The 26,855-nt window shown below is 71.9% G+C and carries 25 protein-coding genes; 15 read left to right on the forward strand and 10 right to left on the reverse strand.

What is annotated here, in order from left to right; all coding sequences use genetic code 11:
- Nucleotides 1-4 precede the first annotated feature (4 nt).
- Genes ACH4RC_RS29675 through ACH4RC_RS29685 form a run of 3 tightly spaced genes read left to right on the forward strand, consistent with a single transcriptional unit; the run spans nt 5 to nt 3,825 of the window.
- On the forward strand, nt 5-1,297 hold the full coding sequence (locus ACH4RC_RS29675; RefSeq protein ID WP_398206345.1) for an MFS transporter: 1,293 nt from the start codon (nt 5-7) through the stop codon (nt 1,295-1,297).
- Entirely contained in the window at nt 1,294-2,682 is a 1,389-nt protein-coding gene (locus ACH4RC_RS29680; RefSeq protein ID WP_398206347.1) for an aldehyde dehydrogenase family protein, read from the forward strand. Before ACH4RC_RS29675 ends, ACH4RC_RS29680 begins: the two co-directional genes overlap by 4 nt.
- Before the next feature lie 60 nt (nt 2,683-2,742).
- A complete protein-coding gene (locus tag ACH4RC_RS29685; RefSeq protein WP_398206349.1) occupies nt 2,743-3,825 on the forward strand; it encodes a Zn-dependent alcohol dehydrogenase in 1,083 nt (360 codons plus the stop codon).
- 572 nt (nt 3,826-4,397) lie between these two features.
- Here the strand turns inward: ACH4RC_RS29685 and ACH4RC_RS29690 are convergent.
- A complete protein-coding gene (locus ACH4RC_RS29690; protein ID WP_398206351.1) occupies nt 4,398-5,048 on the reverse strand; it encodes a TetR/AcrR family transcriptional regulator in 651 nt (216 codons plus the stop codon).
- A 67-nt stretch (nt 5,049-5,115) separates the two neighbouring features.
- Here ACH4RC_RS29690 and ACH4RC_RS29695 point away from each other — a divergent pair, with 67 nt between their 5' ends.
- The 3 genes from ACH4RC_RS29695 to ACH4RC_RS29705 all read left to right on the forward strand — a co-directional run bounded on the left by ACH4RC_RS29695 (nt 5,116) and on the right by ACH4RC_RS29705 (nt 7,414).
- Entirely contained in the window at nt 5,116-6,276 is a 1,161-nt protein-coding gene (locus ACH4RC_RS29695) for an acyl-CoA dehydrogenase family protein (protein WP_398206353.1), read from the forward strand.
- Nucleotides 6,277-6,349: 73 nt separating this feature from the next.
- Nucleotides 6,350-6,640 carry a YiaA/YiaB family inner membrane protein gene (locus ACH4RC_RS29700; RefSeq protein ID WP_398206355.1) on the forward strand — a complete coding sequence of 97 codons (291 nt, stop codon included), beginning with the start codon at nt 6,350-6,352 and terminating at the stop codon, nt 6,638-6,640.
- 102 nt (nt 6,641-6,742) lie between these two features.
- Complete coding sequence (locus tag ACH4RC_RS29705) at nt 6,743-7,414, forward strand: TetR/AcrR family transcriptional regulator (RefSeq protein WP_398206462.1); 672 nt, start codon at nt 6,743-6,745, stop codon at nt 7,412-7,414.
- A 1-nt stretch (nt 7,415) separates the two neighbouring features.
- Here the strand turns inward: ACH4RC_RS29705 and ACH4RC_RS29710 are convergent, their stop codons facing one another.
- Nucleotides 7,416-7,877 carry a MaoC family dehydratase gene (locus ACH4RC_RS29710; protein ID WP_398206357.1) on the reverse strand — a complete coding sequence of 154 codons (462 nt, stop codon included), beginning with the start codon at nt 7,875-7,877 and terminating at the stop codon, nt 7,416-7,418.
- 92 nt (nt 7,878-7,969) lie between these two features.
- Between ACH4RC_RS29710 and soxR the strand changes: the two genes are divergently transcribed.
- Nucleotides 7,970-8,464 carry a redox-sensitive transcriptional activator SoxR gene (gene soxR, locus ACH4RC_RS29715; protein ID WP_398206359.1) on the forward strand — a complete coding sequence of 165 codons (495 nt, stop codon included), beginning with the start codon at nt 7,970-7,972 and terminating at the stop codon, nt 8,462-8,464.
- On the opposite strand, the gene ACH4RC_RS29720 is transcribed toward soxR, so the two are convergent.
- Both ACH4RC_RS29720 and ACH4RC_RS29725 read right to left on the reverse strand, forming a co-directional pair.
- Nucleotides 8,394-9,740: a uracil-xanthine permease family protein gene (locus ACH4RC_RS29720; protein WP_398206361.1), complete on the reverse strand. Its 1,347-nt coding sequence runs from the start codon at nt 9,738-9,740 to the stop codon at nt 8,394-8,396. The two genes, soxR and ACH4RC_RS29720, sit on opposite strands and share 71 nt — an antisense overlap.
- Nucleotides 9,737-10,855 (reverse strand): aryl-sulfate sulfotransferase, encoded by a 1,119-nt coding sequence (locus ACH4RC_RS29725; protein ID WP_398206363.1) that lies wholly within the window; start codon nt 10,853-10,855, stop codon nt 9,737-9,739. Before ACH4RC_RS29725 ends, ACH4RC_RS29720 begins: the two co-directional genes overlap by 4 nt.
- 118 nt (nt 10,856-10,973) lie before the next feature.
- Here ACH4RC_RS29725 and ACH4RC_RS29730 point away from each other — a divergent pair, with 118 nt between their 5' ends.
- Nucleotides 10,974-11,483, forward strand: a complete 510-nt coding sequence (locus ACH4RC_RS29730; RefSeq protein WP_398206367.1) for a helix-turn-helix domain-containing protein — start codon at nt 10,974-10,976, stop codon at nt 11,481-11,483.
- Nucleotides 11,484-11,585: 102 nt separating this feature from the next.
- Here ACH4RC_RS29730 and ACH4RC_RS29735 read toward each other — a convergent pair whose 3' ends face one another.
- Nucleotides 11,586-12,308, reverse strand: coding sequence for a 3-keto-5-aminohexanoate cleavage protein (locus ACH4RC_RS29735; RefSeq protein ID WP_398206369.1), 723 nt, complete (start codon nt 12,306-12,308; stop codon nt 11,586-11,588).
- Nucleotides 12,309-12,355: 47 nt separating this feature from the next.
- Between ACH4RC_RS29735 and ACH4RC_RS29740 the strand changes: the two genes are divergently transcribed.
- Together ACH4RC_RS29740 and ACH4RC_RS29745 are read left to right on the forward strand one after the other, a co-directional pair.
- Complete coding sequence (locus ACH4RC_RS29740; RefSeq protein WP_398206371.1) at nt 12,356-12,862, forward strand: hypothetical protein; 507 nt, start codon at nt 12,356-12,358, stop codon at nt 12,860-12,862.
- 77 nt (nt 12,863-12,939) lie between these two features.
- Nucleotides 12,940-14,535 carry an immunity 49 family protein gene (locus tag ACH4RC_RS29745; RefSeq protein WP_398206373.1) on the forward strand — a complete coding sequence of 532 codons (1,596 nt, stop codon included), beginning with the start codon at nt 12,940-12,942 and terminating at the stop codon, nt 14,533-14,535.
- 42 nt (nt 14,536-14,577) lie between these two features.
- Here ACH4RC_RS29745 and ACH4RC_RS29750 read toward each other — a convergent pair whose 3' ends face one another.
- A complete protein-coding gene (locus ACH4RC_RS29750) occupies nt 14,578-15,180 on the reverse strand; it encodes a hypothetical protein (RefSeq protein WP_398206374.1) in 603 nt (200 codons plus the stop codon).
- A gap of 209 nt (nt 15,181-15,389) precedes the next feature.
- On the opposite strand from ACH4RC_RS29750, the gene ACH4RC_RS29755 reads away from it, so the two are divergent.
- Complete coding sequence (locus ACH4RC_RS29755; RefSeq protein ID WP_398206376.1) at nt 15,390-18,266, forward strand: penicillin acylase family protein; 2,877 nt, start codon at nt 15,390-15,392, stop codon at nt 18,264-18,266.
- A 48-nt stretch (nt 18,267-18,314) separates the two neighbouring features.
- Here ACH4RC_RS29755 and ACH4RC_RS29760 read toward each other — a convergent pair whose 3' ends face one another.
- The 3 genes from ACH4RC_RS29760 to ACH4RC_RS29770 all read right to left on the reverse strand — a co-directional run bounded on the left by ACH4RC_RS29760 (nt 18,315) and on the right by ACH4RC_RS29770 (nt 22,397).
- Nucleotides 18,315-19,589 (reverse strand): serine-threonine protein kinase, encoded by a 1,275-nt coding sequence (locus tag ACH4RC_RS29760; RefSeq protein WP_398206378.1) that lies wholly within the window; start codon nt 19,587-19,589, stop codon nt 18,315-18,317.
- A 94-nt stretch (nt 19,590-19,683) separates the two neighbouring features.
- On the reverse strand, nt 19,684-20,937 hold the full coding sequence (locus ACH4RC_RS29765; RefSeq protein WP_398206464.1) for an MFS transporter: 1,254 nt from the start codon (nt 20,935-20,937) through the stop codon (nt 19,684-19,686).
- A 200-nt stretch (nt 20,938-21,137) separates the two neighbouring features.
- On the reverse strand, nt 21,138-22,397 hold the full coding sequence (locus ACH4RC_RS29770; RefSeq protein ID WP_398206380.1) for an exo-beta-N-acetylmuramidase NamZ domain-containing protein: 1,260 nt from the start codon (nt 22,395-22,397) through the stop codon (nt 21,138-21,140).
- 203 nt (nt 22,398-22,600) lie between these two features.
- Here ACH4RC_RS29770 and ACH4RC_RS29775 point away from each other — a divergent pair, with 203 nt between their 5' ends.
- The 3 genes from ACH4RC_RS29775 to ACH4RC_RS29785 are packed head-to-tail and all read left to right on the forward strand — an operon-like array spanning nt 22,601 to nt 25,693.
- Complete coding sequence (locus tag ACH4RC_RS29775) at nt 22,601-23,365, forward strand: SDR family oxidoreductase (protein WP_398206382.1); 765 nt, start codon at nt 22,601-22,603, stop codon at nt 23,363-23,365.
- Nucleotides 23,362-25,044 (forward strand): class I adenylate-forming enzyme family protein, encoded by a 1,683-nt coding sequence (locus tag ACH4RC_RS29780; RefSeq protein ID WP_398206384.1) that lies wholly within the window; start codon nt 23,362-23,364, stop codon nt 25,042-25,044. Before ACH4RC_RS29775 ends, ACH4RC_RS29780 begins: the two co-directional genes overlap by 4 nt.
- Before the next feature lie 52 nt (nt 25,045-25,096).
- Complete coding sequence (locus ACH4RC_RS29785) at nt 25,097-25,693, forward strand: TetR/AcrR family transcriptional regulator (RefSeq protein ID WP_398206386.1); 597 nt, start codon at nt 25,097-25,099, stop codon at nt 25,691-25,693.
- Here ACH4RC_RS29785 and ACH4RC_RS29790 read toward each other — a convergent pair.
- On the reverse strand, nt 25,632-26,564 hold the full coding sequence (locus tag ACH4RC_RS29790; protein WP_398206388.1) for a LysR family transcriptional regulator: 933 nt from the start codon (nt 26,562-26,564) through the stop codon (nt 25,632-25,634). The genes ACH4RC_RS29785 and ACH4RC_RS29790 overlap by 62 nt on opposite strands.
- A 76-nt stretch (nt 26,565-26,640) precedes the next feature.
- Here ACH4RC_RS29790 and ACH4RC_RS29795 point away from each other — a divergent pair, with 76 nt between their 5' ends.
- Complete coding sequence (locus ACH4RC_RS29795; protein WP_398206390.1) at nt 26,641-26,787, forward strand: hypothetical protein; 147 nt, start codon at nt 26,641-26,643, stop codon at nt 26,785-26,787.
- Nucleotides 26,788-26,855 lie beyond the last annotated feature (68 nt).

A 26,855-nucleotide genomic window follows, 5' to 3' on the forward strand; every position in this document is an offset into this window, starting at 1 on the left:
CCCGGTGAACCGGACCTGGCTGCTGCGCCTCGTCATCGCCTTCGGCTGCGCGCAGGCGGCGGTGTCGATGGCGCGGCCCGCCGTCTCCTACCGGGCGCTCGCGCTCGGCGCCGACGAACGGGCCGTCGGCGTCATCGCCGGTGTCTACGCCCTCCTCCCGCTGTTCGCGGCGGTCCCGCTCGGCCGGCGCACGGACCACGGGCGCTGCGCCCCGCTGCTGCCGGCCGGCGTCGTGCTGATCTCCGGCGGCTGCGCGCTCAGCGGCCTCGCGGACTCACTGGTGGGGATGGCCGCGTGGAGCGGTGTGATGGGCCTCGGCCATCTCTGCTTCGTCATCGGCGCCCAGTCGATCGTGGCGCGTCGGTCCGCCCCGCACGAGCAGGACCGCAACTTCGGCCACTTCACCATCGGCGCGTCGCTCGGCCAGCTCGTCGGACCCGTCGCGGCGGGCGCCCTCATCGGCGGCCCGGACCTGGCGGGCACCAGCGCGCTCGCCCTGCTCGTCGCGGCGGGCGGCTGCGCGCTCGCGCTCACGTCGCTGTGGCGCATCGAGCACCGGGGTACGGGGACCGAGGCCCCGGAGAGCGGTGCGCCGCGGGTCCCCGTGCACCGCATCCTGCGGACGCGCGGCGTCCCCGGCGGCATCTTCATCAGCCTCGCCGTGCTCTCCGCCACCGACATCCTCACCGCCTACCTGCCCGTGGTCGGCGAGCATCGCGGCATCGCCCCGTCGGTCGTCGGCGTGCTGCTCAGCCTGCGCGCGGGCGCCACGATCGCGTGCCGGCTCGTGATGACACCGCTCATCGACTGGCTCGGCCGGTCCGCGCTGATCGCCACGACCTGCCTGCTCGCCGCCTTGCTGTGCGCGGGCATCGCGCTGCCCGTCCCGGTCTGGGCGCTCGGCGTGATGCTGGTGCTGCTCGGCTTCTGCCTGGGTGTGGGCCAGCCGCTGTCGATGACGACGGTCGTGCGGGCGGCGCCGCCCGGCGCCCGTTCCACCGCCCTGGCCCTGCGCCTGACGGGCAACCGCCTCGGCCAGGTCGCGGCGCCCGCCACGGCGGGCCTCGTCGCGGGCCTGGTGGGCACGGCGGCGCCGTTCGTGATGCTGGGCGGGCTGCTGCTGATCGCGGCGGGTCTCGGTGTCCGGGGAGCGGGGGGAGGTGACAAGCGTCTCTGGCGCCGGAAAACTATCAGCGCTAGTTTGGGTGCCCCGAGGAGCCAGTGCCAGAGCGCGCAGCAGAAGCAGAAGCAGAAGCAGAAGCAGAAGCAGAAGCAGAAGCAGAAGGAGAGTCCATGAAGGCCCACGACGGCATGTACATCGGCGGCGAGTGGCGGGCCGCCGCGGGCGGGGACACCATCGCCGTCGTCAACCCGGTCGACGAGCAGGTCATCGGCCACGTGCCCGCGGGCACCGCCGAGGACGTGGACACCGCCGTGCGCGCCGCCCGCGCCGCCTTCCCCGGCTGGGCCGCGACCCCGCCCGCCGAGCGCGCCGCGAAGCTCGGCGCCCTGCGCGACGTGCTCGCCGCCCGCAAGGACGAGATCGCCGAGACCGTCACCGCCGAGCTGGGCGCCCCGCTGAAGTTCTCGCAGACCGTGCACGCGGGCGTCCCCGTCCTGGTCGCGGGCTCGTACGCGGAGCTGGCCGCCTCGTACCCGTTCGAGGAGAAGATCGGCAACTCCACGGTCTACGCCGAGCCGGTCGGTGTCGTCGGCGCCATCACGCCCTGGAACTACCCGCTCCACCAGATTGTCGCCAAGGTCGCCCCGGCGCTCGCCGCGGGCTGCACCGTCGTCCTCAAGCCCGCCGAGGACACCCCGCTCACCGCGCAGCTCTTCGCGGAGGCGGTCGACGAGGCGGGCATCCCGGCGGGCGTCTTCAACCTCGTCACTGGTGTCGGCGCGGTCGCGGGCCAGGCCCTCGCCGAGCACGCCGACGTCGACCTGGTCTCCTTCACCGGCTCCACCGCGGTAGGACGGCAGATCGGCGCGACAGCGGGCGCCGCCGTCAAGCGCGTGGCCCTGGAACTCGGCGGCAAGTCCGCCAACGTCATCCTGCCCTCCGCCGACCTCGGCAAGGCCGTCAACGTCGGCGTCGCCAACGTCATGGGCAACTCGGGACAGACGTGCAGCGCCTGGACGAGGATGCTCGTCCACACGTCCCAGTACGACGAGGCCGTCGAGCTCGCCGCGGCCGCCGCCGCCAAGTACGGCGACCGCATCGGCCCGCTCGTCAACGCCAAGCAGCAGGCGCGCGTACGCGGCTACATCGAGAAGGGCGTCGAGCAGGGCGCCCGCGTGGTGGCGGGCGGCGCCGAGGCCCCGCGCGAGCAGGGCTACTACGTCCAGCCCACCGTCTTCGCCGACGTCACCCCCGACATGGCCATCGCCCAGGAGGAGATCTTCGGCCCGGTCGTCTCCCTCATCCGCTACGAGGACGAGGACGACGCCGTACGGATCGCCAACGGCACCGTCTACGGGCTCGCGGGCGCGGTCTGGGCGGGCGAGGAGGCGGAGGCCGTCGCCTTCGCGCGCCGCATGGACACCGGGCAGGTCGACATCAACGGCGGCCGGTTCAACCCGCTCGCCCCGTTCGGCGGGTACAAGCAGTCGGGCGTGGGCCGCGAACTGGGCCCGCACGGCCTGTCGGAGTACCTCCAGACCAAGTCCCTGCAGTTCTGAGACCCGCGCTCCGAGATTCGTGCCCCGTGCCCTGAGCTTCGTGCAGAAAGGCCATTCACCATGGTTCGCGCCGCTGTCCTGCCCGCCGTCGGCTCCCCGCTGGAGATCACCGGCATCGACCTGCCCGCGCCGGGCCCCGGCCAGGTCCGCATCAAGCTCGCCGCCGCCGGGGTCTGCCACTCCGACCTGTCCCTGAGCGACGGCACGATGCGCGTGCCGGTCCCCGCGGTCCTCGGCCACGAGGGCGCGGGCACGGTCGTGTCGGTCGGCGAGGGCGTCACACACGTGGCGCCCGGCGCCGAGGTGGTCCTCAACTGGGCCCCCTCGTGCGGCAGTTGCCACGCCTGCTCCCTCGGCGAGGTCTGGCTGTGCGCCAACGCGCTGGCGGGCGCCGGAAACGTGTACGCCCACCGCGCCTCCGACGGCTCCGACCTCCACCCCGGCCTGAACGTCGCCGCGTTCGCCGAGGAGACGGTCGTCGCCGCGAACTGCGTCCTGCCCGCGCCCGAAGGTGTCCCGCTCATCGACGCCGCCCTCCTCGGCTGTGCCGTCCTCACCGGCTACGGCGCCGTGCACCACTCGGCGCGTGTCCGCGCGGGCGAGACCGTCGCGGTGTTCGGTGTCGGCGGGGTCGGCCTCGCCACGCTGCAGGCGGCGCGGATCGCGGGCGCGTCGAAGATCGTCGCGGTGGATGTCTCCCCGGAGAAGGAGGGGCTGGCGCGGGAGGCGGGCGCCACGGACTATCTGATCGCCTCCGATACGACAGCCCGCGAGATCCGCGGCCTCACCGGCAAGCAGGGCGTCGACGTCGCCGTCGAGTGCGTCGGACGGGCCGTCACCATCCGTACGGCCTGGGAGTCGACCCGGCGCGGCGGCCGCACCACGGTCGTCGGCATCGGCGGCAAGGACCAGCAGGTCACCTTCAACGCCCTCGAGATCTTCCACTGGGGCCGCACCCTCGCCGGCTGCGTCTACGGCAACTGCGACCCGGCGGCCGACCTGCCGGTCCTGGCGACCCACATCCGTGAGGGCCGCCTGAACCTCAGCTCGATGGTGACCGAACACATCACCCTCGACGACATCCCGACGGCCTTCGACCACATGCGGGCGGGCAAGGGCGGCCGGGCGCTGGTCATCTTCTGACGACCGGTCCGGGAAGAACCTCGGTCGGGTGCGCCGCCGTTGTGGCTGGTCGCGCCCCCCGGGGGCGCGGCTTCGTCGCGAGGGGCGTGCCGCTTGCGGTGCATCCGGCCCGGGACGGCGCACGAAGTGCGCATCTCAGGGGCGCGGGGAACGGCGCGACCAGCCACGACGCGCCCGCACTCGCCCCCGGGGACCAACCCGGCGGACGGCAAGGCGGGACGCACGCAGCAGGGTCAGTCAGAACGCACCCCGCACTCCAAGCTCCGCCGCGAAGAACCCGCCCCCGCCCCGCCCCCGTCCCGGTGACCCGAACCGCCCGCTCGGAGCCGGTCCGTTCGACCCAGCCCGACTCGAACGCCCGCCGGCAGAGCACCGCCCCGGCGGCCCCGGCCGGATGAAGCCTCCGCTCCGTCCGGTCCAGGCACCCACGCGCAAGCGGCCGCCGCCGGCGTTCCTGCTCCTTGAGCTCCCCCAGCCCCCGGAACCACGAGACCCCCGTGTCCGTGGGCGAGAGCCCCGTCCCCACCCGCCGCCAAGGAGGCGCCGGGAACGGTCCGGCGCGGACCGAAGTGTCAGCGCGCGGCCGCGACGACGGCCTCGTACTGCATCCCGAGCCCGTCGAGCAGCGCGGCGAGCCCCGTCTCGAAGGCCCGGTCGTCGACCACGTCCTGATGCTCCGCGAGGAGGTGCGCCTGCCCGAGGTGCGGATAGTCGGTGGGGTCGTACGCCGTCTCGTCGTCGACGAAGCCACCCGCGAACGAGCCGAGCGCCGACCCCATCACGAAGTACCGCATGAGCGCCCCGATGGACGTGGCCTGCGCGGGCGGCCACCCGGCGTCGACCATCGCCCCGAACACCGCGTCGGCGAGCCGCAGTCCGGCGGGCCGCCGCCCAGGACCCTGGGCCAGTACGGGAACGATGTTGGGGTGCTCGCGCAGCGCGGCCCGGTAGGAGACGGCCCAGTCGTGCAGAGCGGCCCGCCAGCCCCGCGGGTCACCCGCCTCGAACATCTCCAGGTCGACCTGCGCGCTGACCGAGTCGGCGACCGCCTCCAGGATCTGGTCCTTGGTGCGGAAGTGGTTGTAGAGGGAGGGCCCGCTCACCCCGAGCTCGGCGGCGAGCCGCCGGGTCGACACGGCCGCGAGCCCCTCGGCGTCGACGAGGGCGCGGGCCGCGTCCACGATGCGGTCGGTGCTCAGGAGGGGCTTGCGCGGTCGGGCCATGCGGCACATAGTAGGGCTGTCACCGTAAAACTAGCAGTGCTAATTAAAGGTCACCTGGGAGTCGTCCGTGAATCTGGAGCTGAGCGAGGAGCAGACGGCCGTCCGTCGGCTCGCCAAGGACTTCGTGGACCGCGAGATCGCACCGAACGTCGTGGCCTGGGACCGCGCCGAGGAAGTCGACCGCGGCATCGTGAAGAAGCTCGGCGAGGTCGGGTTCCTCGGCCTGACCATCGACGAGGAGTACGGCGGCTCGGGCGGCGACCACCTCGCGTACTGCCTGGTCACCGAGGAGCTGGGGCGCGGCGACTCCTCCGTGCGCGGCATCGTCTCCGTCTCCCTTGGCCTGGTCACCAAGACGATCCAGTCGTACGGGACCGAGGAGCAGAAGCGGCACTGGCTGCCCCGGCTCACCGCCGGTGACGCCCTGGGCTGCTTCGGTCTCACCGAGCCCGGCACCGGCTCCGACGCGGGCAACCTGTCGACGCGGGCCGTGCGCGACGGCGGCTCCGACGGGGACTGGGTGATCAACGGCTCCAAGATGTTCATCACCAACGGCACCTGGGCCGACGTCGTCCTGCTCTTCGCCCGCTCCACCGACGCCCCGGGCCACAAGGGCGTCTCCGCCTTCCTCGTCCCCGCCGACACCCCGGGCCTGACCCGCCGCACCATCCACGGCAAGCTCGGCCTGCGCGGCCAGGCCACGGCCGAGCTGGTCCTCGAGGACGTCCGCGTCCCCGCCACCGCCATGCTCGGCCCCGAGGGCAAGGGCTTCTCCATCGCCATGTCCGCCCTGGCCAAGGGGAGGATGTCGGTCGCCGCGGGCTGCGTCGGCATCGCCCAGGCCGCCCTCGACGCGGCGGTCGGCTACGCGGGCGAACGCGAGCAGTTCGGCAAGTCCATCGCCTCGTACCAGCTCGTCCAGGAGCTGATCAGCGACATCGCCGTGGACGTGGACGCGGCCCGCCTCCTCACCTGGCGCGTCGCCGATCTCATCGACCGCGGCGAGGACTTCGCCACCGCCGCCTCGAAGGCGAAGCTTTTCGCGTCGGAGGCCGCCGTCCGCGCCGCCAACAACGCCCTCCAGGTCTTCGGCGGCTACGGCTACATCGACGAGTACCCGGTCGGCAAGCTGCTCCGCGACGCCCGCGTCATGACCCTGTACGAGGGCACGAGCCAGATCCAGAAGCTGATCATCGGCCGCGCCCTGACGGGGGTCTCCGCGTTCTGAGCCGGGTACCTACGCGGCAACTGAGTAGGTGAGCGGATGTGGCCGCGGCCACATCCGCCGGATGCTGTGCGGCATGAGTGACACACCGGTCAAGCAGCAGAACACCGCGGCCTTCTACGGACAGGCCATCGCGTCCTTCGCCCTCGCGCTCACCGCCGTGTCCGTCGGGATCTACAGCCTCGACGTGAGCGGCTGGATCCGCGCCTTCCTCGCCGTCTCCATGCTCTATCTGACGACCTCGGCCTTCACCATGGCCAAGGTCGTCAGGGACCGGCAGGAGGCCGGGCAGATCGTGAGCCGGGTCGACCAGGCCCGCCTGGAGAAGATCCTCGCCGACCACGACCCGTTCAAGCCGATCGCCTGAGCCGTACGCGGACGCGGGCACCTGCGGTACGGGCCCTAAGCGCCCGCTCACCCCGGGAGGTATGGTGTGGGCGCACGTACCCAAGAGGATGTGAGCGGACCGATGACGCAGGACGAGCGGGCTCTGGACCAGGCCGTCGACGAGGTGCCGTGGGCCGAGGTCACCCCCGACGCGGCCCGGCGGCTGCTCGTCGCCGCGGTCGAGGCGTTCGCCGAGCGCGGCTACCACGCCACCACGACCCGCGACATCGCGAGCCGGGCCGGCATGAGCCCGGCCGCGCTCTACATCCACTACAAGACCAAGGAGGAGCTGCTCCTCCGCATCAGCACCATCGGCCACGAGAAGGCGCTGACGATCCTGCGCCGCGCGGTCGACGGCGGGGGCAGCGCCACCGAGCGGCTCACCGAGGCGGTCCGCTCCTTCGTCCGCTGGCACGCCGGGCACCACACGACCGCCCGCGTCGTCCAGTACGAGCTGGACTCGCTCGGCGAGGAGCACCGCCCCGCGATCGTCGCCCTGCGCCGCCGCAGCGACGCCGCCGTGCGCGAGATCATCAACGACGGCGTGCAGGCGGGGGAGTTCGACGTCCCGGACGTCCCCGGCACCACCGTCGCCGTGCTCTCCCTCTGCATCGACGTGGCCCGCTGGTTCAACGCGGAGGGCCGCAGGACGCCCGACGAGGTCGGCGCGCTCTACGCCGACCTCGTACTCAGGATGGTGGGGGCTCGGAAGCAGCCGTCCGAGGGTGGTCGCTCAGAAGTAGTTCAGAAGTAGTTCAGAAGTAGTAACGCGACACCGACTCCGCGACGCAGACCGGCTTCTCGCCGCCCTCGCGCTCCACGGTGAACGCCACGGACACCTGCACCCCGCCCGGCACGTCGTCCACGGACGTGATCTTCGCCGTCGCCCGCAGCCGCGAGCCGACCGGCACCGGCGCGGGGAAGCGCACCTTGTTCGTGCCGTAGTTGACGCCCATCTTCACGCCCTCGACGGAGATCAGCTGCGGCCCGAACAGCGGCAGCAGCGACAGCGTCAGATACCCGTGCGCGATGGTCGTGCCGAACGGGCCCTCCTTGGCGCGCTCCGGGTCGACGTGGATCCACTGGTGGTCACCGGTCGCCTCGGCGAACCGATCGATCCGCTCCTGTTCGACCGCCACCCAGTCCGTGTGGCCCAGCTGCTCGCCGACCGCGGCCTTCAGCTCGTCGGCATCCTTGAAAACCCGCGGCTCCGCCATCTCCAGTAACCTCCCAGGTCGTTGTCTAAGCGCTTGCTCAGCTCTCTGGGCATGCTAACAACGTCACGCGCCCGCCGACTAGGCTCGGCCGGGTGCCTCAGATTCCGGAGAAGATCCACGAGCTCACCGTCGGCCAGCTCTCGGCGCGCAGCGGGGCCGCCGTCTCCGCCCTGCACTTCTACGAGTCCAAGGGGCTGATCGGCAGCCGCCGCACCCCGGGCAACCAGCGCCGCTACACCCGCGACACCCTGCGCCGGGTCGCCTTCATCCGCGCGGCGCAGCGCGTCGGCATCCCGCTCGCCACGATCCGCGACGCCCTCGCCGAACTCCCCGAGGAGCGCACCCCGAACCGGGAGGACTGGGCGCGTTTGTCGGAGGCGTGGCGCGGCGAACTGGAGGAGCGCATCAGACAGCTGGGCCGCCTGCGCGACCACCTCACCGACTGCATCGGCTGCGGCTGCCTCTCGATGGAGACCTGCGTGCTCTCCAACCCGGACGACGTCTTCGGCGACCGGCTCACGGGTTCCCGGCTGATGGCGGAGCGCCGGGACCGTCGGGAGAGCCGTAAGCCTCCGGCTCGGGCGTGAGCGCGGGCCCGAGGAGCCGGAACACCGCGCAGAGCACCACCGCCGCGATGGCGCCCGCCGCGACCCCGCTGCCGAACAGGGTGCGGGCCCACGACGGCAGGTCGGCGTACATCTCCGGCGCGACGATCGGCAGCATCCCGACCACCAGGGCGAGCGCGATGACGATGCTGTCGGTGCCGTGCGAGAGTTCGGTACGGGAGAGCATCCCGAAGCCCATCACGGCGATCACCGCGTAGATGACCAGGCCCGCCGCGCCCACCACCGGCTCGGGGATCGCCGCGAGCAGCCGGGTCAGCGGCGTCAGGAGCCCGCACACGATGAGCAGCACCCCGGCCGCCGCCGTCACGAACCGGCTGCGGACGCGGGTGAGCTGCACGATGCCGATGTTCTCGGCGCTGGTCACCATCAGCGACGTACCGAAGAGGCCGGAGCCGAGCGAGACGAGGGCGTCGGCGCGGGCGATGCGCGGCACGTCGCGGCCCGGGTCCGGGGCGCGGCCGACGGCCTCGCTGTTGAGAACCGTCTGCCCGGTGGCCTCGGCGAGCGAGGCGAGGGCGAAGACGAGGAGCGGGACGGCGGCGAGCAGGTCGAAGTGCGGGGCGCCGTACGGGAAGAGGTCCGGCAGGGCGAACGTACCGCCGTGCGCGACGTGCAGCTCCGTGCCGGTGAGGACGGCGATCAGCGTGCCGCAGACGAGGCCGAGCAGCACCGCCATCTGCCGCCACACGCCGCGCAGGACGAGGAAGAAGACGGCGATGACGCCGAGCGTGGCGAAGCCGAGCCCCGGGCCCGAGGCGACCATCGGCGCCGTCACCTTGATCATGTTGATGCCGATGAGGACGACCGTCGTGCCCATCACCAGCGGCGGGAACAGCCGGACGAGCCGGCCGTAGAACGGCAGCACGCAGAGCAGGAACGCGGCGGCGACCAGGACCGAGCCGGACGCCGTCGCCGGGCCGTACTCCTGCGCGATCTGGAGGAAGATCGCCACGGCGGCACCGCCGGGCAGCATCAGGAACGGCAGCCGCGCCCCCACCCGCAGCACGCGCACGCCGAGCGACTGGAGCAGCGCGCCGATCCCGCACAGCACCAGCGTGGCGCTGAGCAGCGACGCGGTCTGCCCGGTCGACAGCCTCAGCGTCGTCGCGATGAGGATGACGGAGGAGACGGGCGCGGCCACGCCCGCGAGCAGGTGCTGGCAGGCGAGGGGGAGAAGGCGCGCGAGCGGCAGCCGTTCGTCGACCGGCCGGGTCTCCGGTGCCGCCGTGGCGGTCACCGGTTCAGCCAGGGCAGCTCGGCGGCGGAGTAGCGGTAGGAGCGGAACACGGCGTTGGGCTCGGAGGGGAAGAGCTTGCGGACCTCTTCCTCCTGGTAGCCGCCGAAGTACGGGACCACGTACTCCCAGCAGAGGTAGCCGTCCTCGGTCACCTCGAAGAGGCGGCCCGCGGGGGAGTCGGTGACCAGCGTGTTCCCGTTCGGCAGTCGCTGGGCGCTGCCCATGAACGGCGCGAAGAACGACTCGCGCGCCGGGTCGTGGTACTCCCACACGACCTTGCCGCCGGCGCGCTCGATCTCGATGACGCGGCTGAACGGCACGTCCCAGTGTGGCCGGAAGACGCCGTTGTCGAAGACGAGGAAGTTGCCGTTGGCCAGCTCGGTCGGGCAGTGCTGCTGCGAGACGACGCCCGGCTCGGAGCGCCAGACGATGTCCCCGGTGGCGCGGTCGATGACGACGACGGCCGACACGGAGCGGAAGCTCGCGAGGATGTTCCCGTCGGCGAGCGGCAGCACGCTGTTGATCAGCGGGTAGTGCTCGCGCGCGTAGTCCGGGTGGAGGGGGAAGTCCTCGCGGCCGAGCCGCTCGGAGACCTTCCACTCCCAGGTCCGGTTCCCCTCGGCGTCGACCTCGACGATCGTGTCGGCCCACACCGTGGAGCCGCCCGCCTCCGAGCCGGGGACCCCGCCGCGCACGGCGGCGGCCGCCTCTCCGGTGAGCGGTTCGAGAGCGGTGTACAGGACGCGCCCGTCGCCGTAGTGGTGGGCGTCGTGGTGCTGGAGCGGGTCCCGGTGCTCGCGCACGATCGTGCCGTCCGGGGTGATCTCCTGCATGAGGCCGCCGCGGTATTTGTGCCACATCGGGAACAGCGCGGGCTCGCCGGGCAGGACGCCGTTGTAGGCGAGGTTGCCATTGGGGAGGACACGGGCGTGCCGGCCCGGCCGGTGCGGCAGGTTCCACCGGTGCACGACCTCGCCGCGCAGGTCGATCAGGTACACCTCGCCGTCCCCGGTCAGCGGCGCGAACAGCGTGTACCCGGGGCAGGCGGCGTCCTCGTCCAGGGCGATCAGGCCGGTGCCGCGGCGGCGCCGCTGATTCTGGTCCACACGAGCCATGGAGGCCCTCCGTCCGATACTCAAGAGTGCTTAACTTTTTTAAGTGGAGGTGAACGAGTTAAGCACGGCGCTAGGCTGCACCGGAACAGGGGACCTGGGAGAAGGGCGTTACAAGTTCATGAACGTGGGACCGGGCATCCGGCGCAGGCGGCGCGCCCTCGAGCTGACGCTCGCCGAGGTGGCACGGCGCGCGGGCGTCTCCGTGCCGTTCCTGAGCCAGGTCGAGAACGGCCGCTCGCGCCCGAGCATGAACTCGCTGCAACGCATCGCTGACGCCCTCGACAGCACGGCCGTCGAACTCCTCGCCGCCGCCGAGGCGCCCCGCCCGGTCGACGTGGTCCGCGCGGCGGACGCCCCCGCGACAGATGGCGGAGCCCGCCCCTTGGTCCGTGGCCACCAGCGCTTGCACGCCCTGGAGTTCACCGGCGACCACGACTGGGACCGTGAGTACCGTCACGCAGGCGACGAGATCCTCTACGTGGCCGACGGCAGGGCGGAGGTGGAGGTGGACGGCGCGAGCCACATCCTGGAAAGCGGCGACACCCTCTATATCGCAGCTCAACGCCCCCACCGCTGGCGCCCGACGCAACCAAGAACAAGGGTCCTGGTCATGGGCGAAGCCCCGTAGGCGCTACGGGAATCGGCGCGTTCGACCCCCAGGGGCGCGGGGAATGCGCGAGCAGCCACACGCAACGGCCACGCGCGCACGAGAGCCCGACCGGGCAGACGCTCAGGCGCCCGGGCAGAACTCCAGGGCAGCCGAGACAAGCTCCGCGTTGCTCGCGCCCGGCGCCCCGTCCGGCAGCACCAGCACATCCTCGAGCCCGACCCGAGTGGGCAGGCCCAGACGTACCGCAAGCCGCAACACGGGCCAGGCCCCACCCTCCTCCCCATGCAGCAACACGGGCCGCCCATGAGCCGGATCAAGCGCATCCAGCAACGACCGAGCGGCCGAATCGGCGCCCGCGGCGTCATGTTCGGTCACCTCGGCGAGAACCCGCAGAACCTGCGGCCCGAGCGGCGACGCGACAAACCGCTCCGCCCCGTCCGTCCCCGACCAGACGCCCGCCTCGACCCCGACCCCCCGTTCGAGCAGCGCGGCGGCAACTTCCTCCGCCCCCTCCTCGTGCCAGTTCACGGACGCGTGGTCCGGCAGCGTCGTCCAGGACCGGATCCGCGCCACCCGCGCCGCCGGATCGGGCTCGGCCCACGCGCCTGTCGTCACGCCGACCGGCACCGACACCCGCGCCCGGATCGCCTCCAGGGTCGCCGCGACCGAACGTGGCGCCAACGTGTCTTGTCCGCAGGGCGATTTGGGGTGAACATGCACATCCGAGGCGCCGGCCGCGACCGCCGCCGCGGCGGCCTCGGCGAGCGCCCCGGGTGAGAGCGGCACCACCGCTCCGTCGTTCGCCCCACGCGCACCGTTCAGACACACCTGTACGAACACCATGAACCCGATGGTGCCAGCAACGACCGGCGGAGGGGATCGGACACGACATGCCAGTAGCAGTCTGCTCACTCAAGTACGAGTCCGCGCACTCGGGCGCACAGAAGATCACCTACGACAGCGACGGCTACCACCTCGTGCGCTTCCCGTACGCGACGGCCGAGGAGTCGTACGACCCGTGGAAGATGCACGACCCGGCAGCGGGCGGCGGCACCTCCAAATTCCCCGACGCGCGTTCCGGCCTCATCTGGCCGAGCCACGACGGCTGGGGCACCCTGTCGGCGCTCCTGTTCTGGGCGCCGGACAGCCGGGCCACCGAGTACCGGGCCCGCTTCGTGCGCGACCCGCTCACGGCCCGCTACGACTCGACCGCGACGACGGACATCTCGGCCACGGGAGGCGGCCAGTACCGCTCCTACACCTGGCAGATGTTCGTCCACCCCGGCACCCCGGTCGGCTTCAAGATCTCGGCGCGGACCGGCGACACCAAGCTCGCGGTGCCGATCACCCTCGCCGAGTTCAAACTCGCGATCCAGACGGACGTGATCAGGCCCTGACGGTCAGGCCCTGACCGAGCGGGGCGGTCCCGCCGACCGGAACGTCCCGCGCCCCGACGCCTCGTAGAGTCGAGAGCGTGACAGCACATGAGACGCCCGACGCCCCTCAGCCCCCGCACGCCCCGGGCCACCCCCGCGACCCGGTCACCGACGCCTCCCAAGGCGGCCAAGGCGGCCAAGGCGGCGAGAGCGCCGAAAAGTTGCTGGCGCGGACGTGCCTGCGCCTGGTGGCGCCCGGGGCCGTCCCCGCGGAAATGGCGGACGGCTTCACGTACATGCGCGGGGTCGCCGAGGGGCTGAACCTCGCGCTCGCCCTCGACGGTCCGGCCTCCGTGCGGCTGCTCACCGACCAGGACGTGGAGCGCGCGGGTGCCGACGCGCTGTGGGAGGCCGGGCAGCGCAACCTCGTACGGGAGCCGCTGCGTTCGGAGGAGGTGCGGCTCGACGGGCACGCCGTGCTGTACTCCGTGTACGGCGACTCACCGTTCGTGTCGACGAAGGCGCTGGTCCTGCCGGAGCTGGTCGCCGAGGTCACCGGGCGCCGCGTGCCGGAGGCGGGCGCGCTCGTCGTCGTGCCGACCCGGCACCTGCTGGCGTTCCACCCGATCGTGGACGGCGGCGCCGCCGACGCGATCAACGACCTGGCCACGTACGCCCTCAAGGCCCACGAGGACGGCCCCGGACCGTTGTCGCCGCGCGTCTACCGGTGGCACGACGGACGGCTGACCTCGCTCACCGTCATCGACCACGACACCCGCACCTTCTCGCTGCGCCCGCCGCCCGGACTGCTCGCCGCGATGCGGGCGCTGCACCGGCTCGACCGGTCCGGGCACCTCGCCTCGGACACGTCGGCCGCCGACACGGCCTCACTCGACGCCCGTACGGCGGCGACGGCCGACGCGATCAGCGCACTCGACGCCGAACGGCCGGACCCGGACGCGCTCGCCGACGCCTTCACCCGCGCGCTCACCCTGGCCCACGCGAGCGCCGAGGCCGATCCGGCCGCCGACCGCGTGGAGACCCTGGACGCCTGGGTCGCCGCCCTGCACCTGGGCACCGCCCTGTTCACGCAGGTCCGGCCGGTGGAGTGCCGGCTCGGCGAGCGTGAGCTGACCGTGCCCGCCACCGAACCCGGGGTGCGCGGCGACGCCCGCGCCTGGCTCGACGCCTTCTACGTCAGCCTGGTCCTGCGCGAGCGCGATCGCACGACGCGCCTGTGCGAGGTCCCGCTCGACGCCCTGCGCGGCGGTGACACCCCGGTGGACACGTACGTCCTGCACTGGATCGACGCTCTGCGGAGCCACTGGCTGCGCCGTCCCATGGACGATGTCGTGGAGAAGCTCGTCGCGACCATCGAGGCATCGCACCCGAAGAACACGACGCTCGCCCCGAAGGACTTCCTGAACGCGGTCGACTACCAGCCCGTCGCCCTGTTCCACCGGCTGCTCACGCAGGACCACGACGCGTTCGCCGACGCGCTGAAGGAAGCCCTCGCGCAGCACGGGAGCTACTGGGGCGGCTCGGCCGCGCCGCGCGCCCGCGTGGCGCTCGGCCCGCTCGCGCTCGCCTGCCTCGCGTACGACATGGAGTTCCCGGCCGCCGTGGACGCGCCGTATCTGCCGGAGTACCTGCTCAACCGCGAGCGCCTGGAGCACGTCCCCGGGCGGTGGTGAGGGCCGGGGGTGCGCCGCACCCCCGTCGCGCTGTACGTCCTGCTAGGCCGTGACCAGCTGCCGCACCCGCCTCGACTCCGCCACGGCCGCGTCGGTCAGGACGGGGCGCGGCACCACGATGCCGCAGTGGGAGCAGACGGGGCCCGACGACGGTTCGTGCGCCAGGTCGTGCTGCCAGACGAGGGCGGTGTCCGCGCACACGGGGCAGCTGTCGCCGGGCTCGCGCTCCAGGGCCGTGATCAGCCGGCGCAACACCTCGGCCAGCGGCGCCGCGGGGTGCACCGTGGGGTCGTCGCACCAGGCGACGCCGAAGCCGCCCCAGGTCAGCCGGTGCCAGTCGTCGACACTGCCGGGCCGGCGCAGCCCGTCGTGCTTCTCCTTGCGCCGCCGCTCGGCGAAGGCGACCTCGTACGCGAGCCAGACGGCCCGCGCCTCCTCCAGCTCCTCCAGAGCCGCCACCAGGCGGGCCGGCTCGGGGGAGCGGTCCTCGGGGCCGAACCCGGCCCGCGAGCACAGATGGTCCCAGGTGGCCCGGTGACCGTAGGGAGCGAACCGCTCCAGGCACTTGCGCAGCGAGTAGCGCCTCAGCGCGAGGTCGCTCCTCGGATCGCGCACCTGTCTTGCCAGACTTCGGAATCCAGCCATCGCCCTGCACCTCCGTCACACGTACGTCGGCGTCGCCGCGGCAAAAGAACGACGTCGCCGAGTAGACGTATCGACACGCGAATCGGATCCCTTTTCCAGACGGTGATTTTCTGTTCCTGTGTGGATTCCGAAAACGTGACGCATGTTCATCTTCTGTCGTCGGCTAACCGCCGGTAACCTCCGGCTGACCATCGTCGGGAGGAACAGGCATGCGACGACGCATCCCACGAACCACCCTGCACAGAAGGTCAGTCAGCCGGTCCAGCGGCCCTTTGCGGAGAATTACGGCCGCCGCGGCGCTCGTGCTCACCGCGGGACTGCTCTCCCCTCTCTCGACGGCCACGGCCGCCGACGAACCCGCGCCCGTCAGCGACTACTGCAAGGGACAGTGCGCGGACATCCTGCCGCCCGGGGCGAACGGCAGCGCCACGCTCGCCGAGATCCTCGCCCACAAGCTGCTGGGTACCCAGCCCGCTCACGCCGACGATCAGCTCGGCCCCTATGACGCCCTGTCCTCCGGCTACCCCTCACTCACGGATGACACGCTCACGAACTTCTTCAACGATGCCTCCTTCGGTGTCCCCGACGGTCAGGTGGGATCCGTCACCCGCCCTCGCGACGATGTGACGATCACCCGTGACAAGAAGAACGGCGTACCCCACATCAAAGGTTCCACGCGCTACGGAACCGAGTTCGGCGCCGGCTACGCCGCAGGCCAGGACCGGATGTGGCTCATCGACCTGTTCCGCCACATCGGCCGGGGCGAGCTGACCTCGTTCGCGGGCGGCGCCCTCGCGAACCAGGGCCTCGAGCAGGAGTTCTGGCCGCAGGCCCCGTACACCGAGGACGATCTGCAGAAGCAGGTCGAGTACATCGAGTCGACCGGCGGCGCCCGTGGCCGGCAGGCCATGGACGACGCGCAGGCCTACATCGACGGTCTGAACGCCTACCGCGTCAAGTCCAAGAACGGCCGCTACTTCCCGGGTGAGTACGTCCTCACCGGCAAGGTCGACGCGATCACCAACAGTGGTGAGATACAGCCGTTCAAGATCACCGACATGATCGCGCTCGCCTCGGTGGTCGGCGGACTGTTCGGCAACGGCGGCGGGGGAGAGGTCGACGCGGCCCTCTCGCTCATGAAGGCGCAGGAGAAGTACGGCGTCGAGAAGGGCACCGAGGTCTGGGAGTCCTTCCGCGGCCGCAACGACCCCGAGGCCGTCACCACCGTCCACGACGGCACGAGCTTCCCCTACGGCCAGAAACCGGCCGACGCGCGCGGCCGGGCCATGCCCGACAAGGACTCCGTCACCCGCGAGCCCCTCGTCCACGACCGTACGGGCTCGGCGGCGACCGCGGCGAAGTCCGGCACCGTCGCCAAGGACCCGGTGAAGGCGCCGTCGAAGCTCAAGCCGCTCCAGGGCATGTACGACGACGGGGTGCTCCCTGCCGACATGTTCGAGGACTCCGCGTCCAAAAAGGGCATGTCCAACGCCCTCCTCGTCTCCGGCAAGCACACCGCGTCCGGCCACCCGGTCGCCGTGTTCGGACCGCAGACGGGCTACTTCGCGCCACAGCTCCTGATGATGCAGGAGCTGCAAGGGCCCGGGATCAGCGCACGCGGCGTCTCCTTCGCGGGCGTCGGCATGTACGTCCAGCTGGGCCGCGGCCAGGACTACTCCTGGTCGGCGACGTCCGCCGGGCAGGACATCACCGACACCTACGCGGTCCCGCTGTGCGAGCCGGGCGGCGCCGCCCCGACCAAGAACTCGGCCTCCTACCTCTACCGGGGCACCTGCACCCCGATGGAGAAGCTGGAGAAGACCAACGCCTGGAAGCCGACCGTCGCCGACTCCACGGCCGCGGGCTCCTACCGGATGCAGGTCTTCCGCACGAAGTACGGCATCGTCACGCACCGCGCCACGGTCGACGGCAAACCCGTCGCCTACACGGCGCTGCGCTCGACCTACCGCCACGAAGCCGACTCGATCATCGGCTTCCAGATGCTGAACGACCCGTCCTACGTCACGGACGCCGCGTCCTTCCAGAAGGCCGCCCAGAACATCAGCTACGCCTTCAACTGGTTCTACGCCGACAGCCGCGACATCGCGTACTACAACAGCGGCAGCAACCCGGTGCGCGCCAAGGACGTCGACATGTCCCTGCCGGTCAAGGGCGAACAGGCCTACGAGTGGCAGGACTTCGACCCGACGGACAACACGGCGGCCCTGACACCCCCGTCCCAGCACCCCAACTCCCTCGGCCAGGACTACTACATCTCCTGGAACAACAAACAGGCCAAGGACTTCACCGCCGCCAACTTCAGCCTCGGCGCCGTGCACCGCGCCGACCTCCTCGACGACCGCGTGCAGAGACTGACCGCCAAGGGCGGCGTCACCCGCGCCTCCCTCACCCAGGCCATGGAGGAGGCCGCCGTCACCGACCTGCGCGGCGAACAGGTGCTGCCCGAGCTGCTCGCGGTGGTCCGCAGCGCGCCGGTCACCGACCCCGCGGTCGAGAAGGCCGTGCAGCAGCTGGAGGCCTGGGGCAAGGCGGGCGCCCAGCGCAACCAGACGGCTGCGGGCTCGAAGACGTACGCGCACCCGGACGCCGTACGGATCATGGATGCCTGGTGGCCGCTTCTGGTGGAGGCCGAGTTCAAGCCGGGGCTCGGCGCCGATCTCTACCAGGCGCTGAGCGGCCGGCTCAGCATCGACGAGGCGCCGTCGGCCGGGCACGGCCCGACCGGATCGCACGCCGGGTCCGCGTTCCAGTACGGCTGGTGGGGCTACGTCGACAAGGACCTGCGCACGGTCCTCGGCCGGCCGGTGCAGGGCAAGCTCGGCGACACGTACTGCGGCGCCGGATCGCTGTCGGCCTGCCGCACCGCGCTGCTGACCAGCCTCGCCACCGCCGCGGCCAAGCCCGCCACCGCGGTCTACCCCGGTGACGACAGCTGCAAGGCCGGGGACCAGTGGTGCGCGGACACCATCGTCCACCGGGCGCTCGGCGGGATCACGCACCGCGGCATCCAGTGGCAGAACCGTCCGACGTACCAGCAGGTGGTGGAGTTCCCGACGCACCGCTGAGGAAGGCGTCGACGCGGCGGGCGGCTCCAGCCGCCCGCCGCGCGCGCCCTACGCGCGCACCCGTCCGGCCGCGAGGACCACCCGTGCCAGCTCCTCGTGGAGGATGTCGCTGTGCGCCCCGGCCGGGGGCCGGCCGCGGCGCACGACCTTGGCCGCGTCCACGCTCACGCACCCCTTGCCCGGCACGCCCGTCTTCAGCGCCTCCGCGAGCGTGAGCCGGAGCGCGCCCGGGATGTCCTGGATCCCGTCGTACCCCATGGCGCCCCAGCGGACCCCGAGATCGATGGCGCCGCGGTCGTCCCCGGCGAGCCGGGACGCCAGCGGGTACATGGTGGACAGCGCCGTGTCGAAGTGCGAGTAGCACGACACCAGCGGGCCGTCGATCCGTGCCTGCTTGCCCTTCAGCGCACCGCGGCCCGCGAAGGTGTAGTGGGAGAACGCGCCCTGGAGCAGCGTCACCGACTTCACGTTGCGGGCGGTGTCCTCCATCCCCGCCAGCGCGAACGACACGAGCCGCGCCCCGAAGCTGTGCCCCACCAGATGGACGCGGACGTCCGGGGCGTCGTGCGCGAGCCGGCCGAGCAGCGGCCCGAGCCCGTCCTTGCCGACCTTGCCGGCGCGCTTCTTCATCGCGAAGTACGTGGCCTGGCGCAGGAGTTCATGGGCGCCCTTCCACGCTTTGGCGAGGCCGCCGGGCAGTCTGAACTCCGCGAGGTTCGCCGCGGCCTCCAGCGCCTCGGCGAACTGCTCGCACATGTCCCGCGTGTTCTCCTGGAGCATCGCGGGCGTGGTGTGCGGGGAGCCCTCGCTCTCGACGTCCGCGCCGAGCGCGGTGGGGCGGACCCCGACGAGCTGCCTGGTCAGGCCGCCGAACTGGTCGAAGGCGTCCGCCTGTTCCGGGTGCCGGTCGAGCAGCTCGGCCAGCCGCTGGACGACGGTCTCACTGTGCGGGAAGGTCTTGCCGAGCGCCTGCCGGGTGGCTTTGTCGAGCGTCGTGCGGGGTGCGGGCGCGCCGGTGGCCGCGCGTGCCCGCTCGAAGTCCGGGATCTCCTCGTCGGTGAAGCGGATCGACGGCCAGATCAGCCCCGCGTAACCGATCTCGGCGCCGGGCGCGAGCGACGGGAACGGTGCGAAGAAGCGGTCGTAGAGCCGGACCGCCATGTCCCGGTCGTTGTTCCAGCCGTGCGCGAGGACGATCAGGTCCCGGACGCCGCGCTCGCGCACCTCACGCAGCAGCCGGTCGCGCCGCCCGCGCTCCGGGTCGCCGTCGGCGTCGAACATCAGCTCCCAGTAAGGACGTACATGTACTTCCGGTCCGGCCATGGCCCACCCCGTGGCAGTAGTCCGTGCGGTGTGCCGCATCGTCCTGCCGAAGCCGGGGATTGGCCATACGTCCGTCACGTACTCGCCGCGCGCTTCAGGCCAGTTCGCGCTCGCGGGTCTCCGGCAGCGCGAGGACGCAGAGCAGCGAGACGACGGCCATCGCGCTCACGTACCAGCCCACCGACGACGACCCGAACGCGTCCTGCAGCCGCGTCGCCACCAGCGGCGCCACCGCGCCGCCGAGCACACCGCCCAGGTTGTACGCGAAGGAGGCGCCCGAGTAGCGCACCCGCACCCCGAACAGCTCCGGCAGGTAGGCGCCCATCGGGCCGTACACCACACCCATGCAGAACAGGGCGCCGCCGAGCGCGAGCGCGATGAGCACGGGCTGCTCGGTGTCCATCAGCGGGAACAGGGCGAGCCCCCAGACGACCGCGAGCCCGGAGCCGACGAGGACCATCCTGCGCCGGCCGCCCGCGTCGGAGCGGGTCGCGGCCAGCCACGTACCGGCGGCCAGGAACAGACACGCCACCAGGGACACCGCCAGCATCGTGGAGCGCGGCACACCGAGCGTCTTCGTGCCGTACGCCAGGCAGTACGTGGTCGCCGTGTAGAAGAGGCCGTAGGCGATGACCATGCCGCCCGCGCCGAGCAGGATCTCCCGCGGATGGCGTTTGAAGACCTCCAGGGCGGGCGCCCTGCTGGCCTCCTGGTTCTCCATCACCTTCGCGAAGACCGGCGTCTCGCTGATCTTCAGCCGTACGAACAGGCCGACGGCGACCAGGAGGAAGGAGACCAGGAACGGGATGCGCCAGCCCCACGACCGGAAGGCGTCGTCCGACAGCGTCTCGGAGAGCAGCCAGAAGATGCCGGTCGCCGCGAAGAAGCCGACGGACGGGCCGAGCTGGGGAAACGCCGCGAACATGCCGCGCTTGCCGCGCGGCGCGTGCTCCACCGCGAGCAGCGCCGCCCCGCCCCACTCGCCGCCGAGGCCCACGCCTTGCAGGAACCGGAGCAGCACGAGGAGCAGCGGCGCCCAGACGCCGAGCGTGTCGTAGCCGGGGAGCAGGCCGACGCACGCCGTCGACAGGCCCATCAGGAGCAGCGACGCCACCAGGACCGACTTGCGGCCGATCCGGTCGCCGAAGTGCCCGAAGACCAGCGAGCCGATCGGGCGGGCCGCGAACGCCACGGCGTACGTCGAGAACGAGGCGAGCGTCGCGTTGAGCGAGGACAGGTTCGGGAAGAACGCCTCGTTCAGGACGAGCGCGGCGGCCGTTCCGTAGACGTAGAAGTCGTAGAACTCGATGGCGGTGCCGATGAAACTGGCCACGGCCACACGTCTCAGGCTCTCCGCCCGGGGGTGCGGATTCGGCGTGGCCGGGGCCTTGTTCTGGCTGGTGGGGTCGTCTTTGAGCACGCTCCGTACTTTTGCGGTAGCTGTATCTTGCAGTCAATGGGTGGGATGCGCCGTCTCGGGTGGTGAGATCCCGCCGCGTGCGGGTGCGTCGTGGTTGCGCGCGCAGTTCCCCGCGCCCCTGGCGGCGACTATTTGTACGTCAGATACTTCGCGCGGGTTCTGCGGAACGTGCGCAGCTCGTCCTGCCACGCAGCCACCACCTCGTCCGTGGTCGCGCCCGCGTCGATCATCGTGCGGACCTGGGTGGAGCCCGTCAGCTTGTCGATCCAGTTGTCGGGGCGCCAGGCGAAGCCGGGCCATGCCGCCTTCGCCGTGACGAGGAGGGCGATGCCGGTGCGGACCGGGTCGAAGGTCTTCCTGTCGTCGACGTGGAGTTGTACGCCGCCGATCGTCCTGCCCTGGAACTTGGAGAACGTCGGGGCGAAGTACGCCTCCCTGAACTTCACGCCGGGCAGGTTCTCCTCGTTCGCCTTCGCGGCCCAGCGGCCGTCGATGCCGTCGGCGCCGAGGAGTTCGAAGGGGCGGGTGGTGCCACGGCCCTCGGAGAGGTTCGTGCCCTCGAAGAGGCAGGTGCCGGAGTAGACGAGCGCCGTGTCCGGGGTCGGCATGTTGGGGCTCGGCGGCACCCAGGGGAGCCCTGAGGCGTCGTAGAAGTCGTCGCGTCGCCAGCCCGACATCGCCACGGTCGCCAGCTCGACGGGGTGGGCCAGGTACTCGGCGTTGAACAGGCGGGCCAGCTCCGTGACCGTCATGCCGTGGGCCTGCGAGATCTCCCGGCGGCCGACGAACGTGGCGAACTCCTTGTGCAGGATCGGGCCGTAGGCGTTCCGGCCCGTCACCGGGTTCGGGCGGTCCAGGACCACGAACCGCTTCCCCGCGAGCTGCGCCGCCTCCATGCAGTCGTACAGCGTCCAGATGTACGTGTAGAAGCGGGCGCCCACGTCCTGGATGTCGAAGACGACCGTGTCGACGCCGGACGCGGTGAAGATGTCGGCCAGCGCCTGCCCGCTCTTCAAGTACGTGTCGTAGACGGGGAGTCCGGTCGCCGGGTCGTCGTAGCGGCCCTCCGAACCGCCCGCCTGGGCGGTACCGCGGAAGCCGTGCTCGGGGCCGAACACCGCGACGAGCTCCACGCGGTCGTCGGGGTGCATGACGTCGACGATGTGCTGGACGTCGCGCGTGACGCCGGTCGGGTTGGTGACGATGCCGACCCGTTCGCCGTCGAGCAGCCGGTAGCCGTCCGCCCGGAGCCGGTCGAAACCGGTCCGCAGGCGGTGCCCGCCGCCCGAGGGGGCGGCGCTCGCCGTCCCGGCCACGGCGAGCGGCCCGCCGGCCGCGCCCACCGCCCCCGCGCTCACCGCGAGCAGCAACCGTCTCGACACGTTCATGCAAAAACCTCCGGCATCGGCATCAGTATCGGCATCAGCGGAACTGGCATGCCCATGCACGCTAACGCCCGGATCGACGACGGGGAACGAAGCGCACGCGGATCACCTGAGGGAACCCCTTCCCCCGCGACATACCGACTGGTTAGTCTGCTGAGGCAACCGAGCCGTTCCGCGGCGTGCCGAAGTCGTGTCGAAGGAGACCGATGGTGGAGAGTCTGCAAGGCCAGGGGATCGTCGTGACCGGCGCGGGCGGCGGCATCGGCGCCGCGCTCGCCCGCCGGTTCGCCGCCGCCGGAGCCCGTGTCGTCGTCAACGACCTGGACGCCGACAAGGCCGGCAAGGTCGCCGACGAGATCGGCGCGACGGCCGTACCCGGCGACGCCTCCGCGATCATCGACGACGCCCGCGCCGCGCTCGGCGGCACCGTCGACGTCTACTGCGCCAACGCCGGGCTCGCCTCCGGCGGCACCGAGGCCGCCGACGAGCAGGTGTGGGCCCTGGCCTGGGACGTCAACGTCATGGCGCACGTCCGCGCCGCACACGCGCTGATCCCCGACTGGCTGGAGCGCGGCAGCGGCCGCTTCGTCTCCACCGTCTCCGCCGCCGGCCTGCTCACCATGGTCGGCGCCGCCCCGTACAGCGTTACCAAGCACGGCGCGTACGCCTTCGCCGAGTGGCTGTCGCTCACGTACCGGCACCGCGGGATCAAGGTCCACGCGATCTGCCCGCAGGGCGTGCGCACCGACATGCTCACGGCGGCCGGAACCGCGGGCGAGCTGGTCCTCGCGCCGACCGCCATCGAGCCCGAGGACGTCGCGCAGGCGCTGTTCACGGGGATCGAGGAGGACCGCTTCCTGATCCTGCCGCACCCCGAGGTCGCCGAGTACTACGCGGCCCGCGCCGCCGTCCCCGAGCGCTGGCTCACCAACATGAACCGCATCCAGCAGAAGTGGGAGGCCACCCAGTGACGGACGTGACGGACGTGACGACCGACTCGATCTATGCGGCCCGGCCGTGGCTCGGTGTCCTCAGCGACGCGCAGAAGGCCCCGGTCGACCCGGCCGCCACCCTCGTCCACGCGTTCGCCGAGGCTGTGCGCCGCGCCCCCGACCGCACCGCCCTCGCCTACTTCGACGGCCGCCTCTCCTACGCGGAGGCCGACGCCCTGTCGGACTCGGTGGCCGGACATCTCGCCGCCAAGGGCCTGGAGCGCGGCGACCGGGTCGCGATCATGCTGCAGAACAGCCCGCACTTCGTGCTCGCGCTGCTCGGCGCGTTCAAGGCGGGCGCGGTCGTCGTCCCGGTCAACCCGATGTACAAGTCGGGCGAGGTCGGGCACGTGCTGCACGACGCCGAGGTGACCGGTCTGGTCTGTACGGACCGCGCCTGGGAGGCGTACCTGCGCGAGACCGCCGCGGACTCGCCCGTCCGCATCGCGCTCACCGCCTGCGAACTCGACCTCCAGACGCGGAACGACGAGCGGGTCCTGAAGTTCGACCGGGTGACCCCGGCGGCCGAGGACGCCGACGACCTGGTGACCGTCGCCCGCAAGGGCCACCCGGCGCCCGCGGACCGGCTGCCTGCCGCCGACGACATCGCCCTGATCAGCTACACGTCCGGTACGAGCGGCACCCCCAAGGGCGCCACCAACCTGCACCGCAACATCATGTACAACGCGGAGCGGCAGCGCACCGGCCTCGGCATCGACGAGGGCGCCACGTACTTCGCGCTCGCGCCGCTGTTCCACATCACCGGCATGGTCTGCGAACTCGTCGCGAGCTTCGCCAACACCGGCACGCTCGCGCTCGCCTACCGCTTCGAGCCGGGTGTCGTCCTCGACGCGTTCGCCGAGCACCGGCCCGCCTACACGGTCGGCCCGTCCACCGCGTTCATGGCGCTCGGCGCCCAGCCGCAGGCGACCCGCGAGCACTTCGCCTCGTTCGTCTCGATCTCGTCGGGCGGGGCGCCGGTGCCGCCCGCGCTGGTGGAGAAGTTCCGCGCCGCCTTCGGCCCGTACATCCACAACGGCTACGGGCTCACCGAGTGCACCGCGCCCTGCGCGTCCGTACCGCCCGGCGTCGAGGCGCCCGTCGACGAGGTGTCCGGCACCCTCGCGGTCGGCGTGCCGGGCCCCGAGTCCGTCGTCCGCATCCTCGACGACCTCGGCAACGAGGTGCCCTTCGGCGAGCAGGGCGAGATAGCGGTGCGCGGCCCGCAGGTCGTGCCCGGCTACTGGCGCCGCCCCGACGCCACCGCCGAGGCCTTCCCCGACGGCGAACTGCGGACCGGCGACATCGGCTTCATGGACGAGAGCGGCTGGCTCTACGTCGTCGACCGCAAGAAGGACATGATCAACGCGTCCGGCTTCAAGGTCTGGCCCCGCGAGGTCGAGGACGTCCTCTACACGCACCCCGCCGTGCGCGAGGCGGCCGTCGTCGGCGTCCCGGACGCCTACCGCGGCGAGAGCGTCAAGGCGTACGTGAGCCTGCGCCCCGGCGCCGACGCCACCTCCGAGGAGCTGTCCGCGTACTGCGAGGAACGTCTTGCCGCGTACAAGTACCCGCGCGAGGTGGAGGTCCTGCGCGAGCTGCCCAAGACGGCGAGTGGGAAGATCCTCCGGCGGGAACTGCGTTCTCCCGCGGTGTGACCGGTCACCCTTCCCCGTGACCGGCGAAGGACGAGAAAGGCAGGTGGCGGCAGTGCCCAGGACGACGACGGACGGCGACGGCACGCCCGTTCCGCAACGACTCCTCGCGGCCGCCACCCGGCTGTTCGCCGAGCGCGGCTACGACCGTACGTCGGTGCAGGAGATCGTGGAGGCGGCGGGCGTCACCAAGGGCGCCCTCTACCACTACTTCGGTTCCAAGGACGATCTCCTGCACGAGGTGTACGCGCGCGTGCTCCGCCTCCAGCAGGAGCGGCTCGACGCGTTCGCCGACCGTGACGAGCCCGTCGAGCAGCGCCTGCGCGAGGCGGCGGCGGACGTCGTGGTGACGACGATCGACAACCTCGACGACGCGTCGATCTTCTTCCGCTCGATGCACCACCTCAGCCCCGAGAAGAACAAGCAGGTACGGGCCGAGCGCCGGCGCTACCACGAACGGTTCCGGGCGCTGATCGAGGAGGGCCAGAAGGCCGGCGTCTTCTCCGCGGAGACCCCGGCGGACCTCGTCGTCGACTACCACTTCGGCTCGGTCCACCACCTCTCCACGTGGTACCGCCCCGACGGGCCGCTCACCCCGCAGCAGCTCGCCGACCAGCTGGCGGACCTGCTGCTCCGGGCGCTGCGTCCGTAAGGCCGCCCGTAAGCCGCTTGAGCAGCGCCCCGGCCGCCGGATTGCGCGGCCGGGGCGCCCGCCCGGCGAGCACCACCGCCCGGCCCGGCTCCGGCTGCCGGATGGTCACGCAGGGCAGGCCCGCCGCCTCACCGATCCGGCGCGGCACGAACGCCACCCCGATCCCGGCCCGAACGAGCTCCACGAGCAGCCCGATCTGGGTCACGTCACAGGTGATGCGCCGCTCCAGGCCGCAGTGCGCGGCCAGGCGGCGCACGGCCGTCTCCAGGCCCGTACCGGCGCGGAAGTCGATGAACGGCTCGTCGGCGAGGTCCTTGATGAGGGTGCGTCCGGCGCGGGCCAGCGGATGCCCCGGGGCGGTGACCAGGACGAGGTCCTCCTGCCAGGTGCCGAACGAGGCGAGTCCGTCGGGCAGTTCACGCGCGTCCGGCGCGAGAAAGGCGAGGTCCAGCTCCCCGGCCCGGAGCCCCTCGATCAGCTCCGCCACGGGCGCCTCCCGTACGGAGACCTGGATGCCGGGCAGCTCCCGGTGGAACGCGGCGAGTTCGGCCGCCAGATCGACGCAGGTCAACGTCTGGATGGTGCCGATCGCGACGCGCCCCGCGCCGAGCCCGGAGACCTGCGCGACCGCCTCCTTCGCCGCCGTTGCCCCGGCGAGCAGCTGCCGGGCCCGGGGGAGCAGCGCGCGGCCCGCCTCGGTGAGCACGACGCGGCGCCCCGTACGGTCGAACAGCTCCGCGCCCAGCTCGCGTTCCAGGTTGCGGACCGACGTGCTGAGCGCGGACTGCACGATGAGTTCGGCGCGGGCCGCCGCGGTGAAACCGCCCTCGTTCACGACGGCCACGAAGTGGCGCAGCTGACGTATCTCCACCCATCTATTCTATGGATACGACCGAGCGAAACGATCTGTTGGACCGGGGAGGTGGCCCGGCACGAGGCTGCTGTCCATGGACCGCGTACCCCTGCTCTGGACCACTTCCTACGCGCCGACGGTGCCCCTCGTCGTGCGGATGGCGTCCCGCCGACTCCTGCGCCTGCGCTGCTTCCTGCGCGAACTGGCCCTGATGGATCACACAGGCGCCGGCGGATACTGACCCCAGGGGCGCGGGTACCTGCGCGACCAGCCACAACGCACCCGCACCCGCACCCGCACCCGGCGACG

It is taken from the genome of Streptomyces sp. NPDC016845 (genome assembly GCF_044332585.1).
Taxonomy (GTDB): Bacteria; Actinomycetota; Actinomycetes; order Streptomycetales; family Streptomycetaceae; genus Streptomyces.

Excerpts from the sequence above, each read along its gene's own strand:
- ACH4RC_RS29680 (WP_398206347.1), top strand. The coding sequence starts at position 1,294 with ATGAAGGCCCACGACGGCATGTACATCGGCGGCGAGTGGCGGGCCGCC.
- ACH4RC_RS29685 (WP_398206349.1), top strand. The coding sequence starts at position 2,743 with ATGGTTCGCGCCGCTGTCCTGCCCGCCGTCGGCTCCCCGCTGGAGATC.
- ACH4RC_RS29690 (WP_398206351.1), bottom strand. The coding sequence starts at position 5,048 with ATGGCCCGACCGCGCAAGCCCCTCCTGAGCACCGACCGCATCGTGGAC.
- ACH4RC_RS29700 (WP_398206355.1), top strand. The coding sequence starts at position 6,350 with ATGAGTGACACACCGGTCAAGCAGCAGAACACCGCGGCCTTCTACGGA.
- ACH4RC_RS29705 (WP_398206462.1), top strand. The coding sequence starts at position 6,743 with ATGACGCAGGACGAGCGGGCTCTGGACCAGGCCGTCGACGAGGTGCCG.
- ACH4RC_RS29710 (WP_398206357.1), bottom strand. The coding sequence starts at position 7,877 with ATGGCGGAGCCGCGGGTTTTCAAGGATGCCGACGAGCTGAAGGCCGCG.
- ACH4RC_RS29725 (WP_398206363.1), bottom strand. The coding sequence starts at position 10,855 with ATGGCTCGTGTGGACCAGAATCAGCGGCGCCGCCGCGGCACCGGCCTG.
- ACH4RC_RS29730 (WP_398206367.1), top strand. The coding sequence starts at position 10,974 with ATGAACGTGGGACCGGGCATCCGGCGCAGGCGGCGCGCCCTCGAGCTG.
- ACH4RC_RS29735 (WP_398206369.1), bottom strand. The coding sequence starts at position 12,308 with ATGGTGTTCGTACAGGTGTGTCTGAACGGTGCGCGTGGGGCGAACGAC.
- ACH4RC_RS29740 (WP_398206371.1), top strand. The coding sequence starts at position 12,356 with ATGCCAGTAGCAGTCTGCTCACTCAAGTACGAGTCCGCGCACTCGGGC.
- ACH4RC_RS29750 (WP_398206374.1), bottom strand. The coding sequence starts at position 15,180 with ATGGCTGGATTCCGAAGTCTGGCAAGACAGGTGCGCGATCCGAGGAGC.
- ACH4RC_RS29755 (WP_398206376.1), top strand. The coding sequence starts at position 15,390 with ATGCGACGACGCATCCCACGAACCACCCTGCACAGAAGGTCAGTCAGC.
- ACH4RC_RS29760 (WP_398206378.1), bottom strand. The coding sequence starts at position 19,589 with ATGGCCGGACCGGAAGTACATGTACGTCCTTACTGGGAGCTGATGTTC.
- ACH4RC_RS29770 (WP_398206380.1), bottom strand. The coding sequence starts at position 22,397 with ATGAACGTGTCGAGACGGTTGCTGCTCGCGGTGAGCGCGGGGGCGGTG.
- ACH4RC_RS29775 (WP_398206382.1), top strand. The coding sequence starts at position 22,601 with ATGGTGGAGAGTCTGCAAGGCCAGGGGATCGTCGTGACCGGCGCGGGC.
- ACH4RC_RS29795 (WP_398206390.1), top strand. The coding sequence starts at position 26,641 with ATGGACCGCGTACCCCTGCTCTGGACCACTTCCTACGCGCCGACGGTG.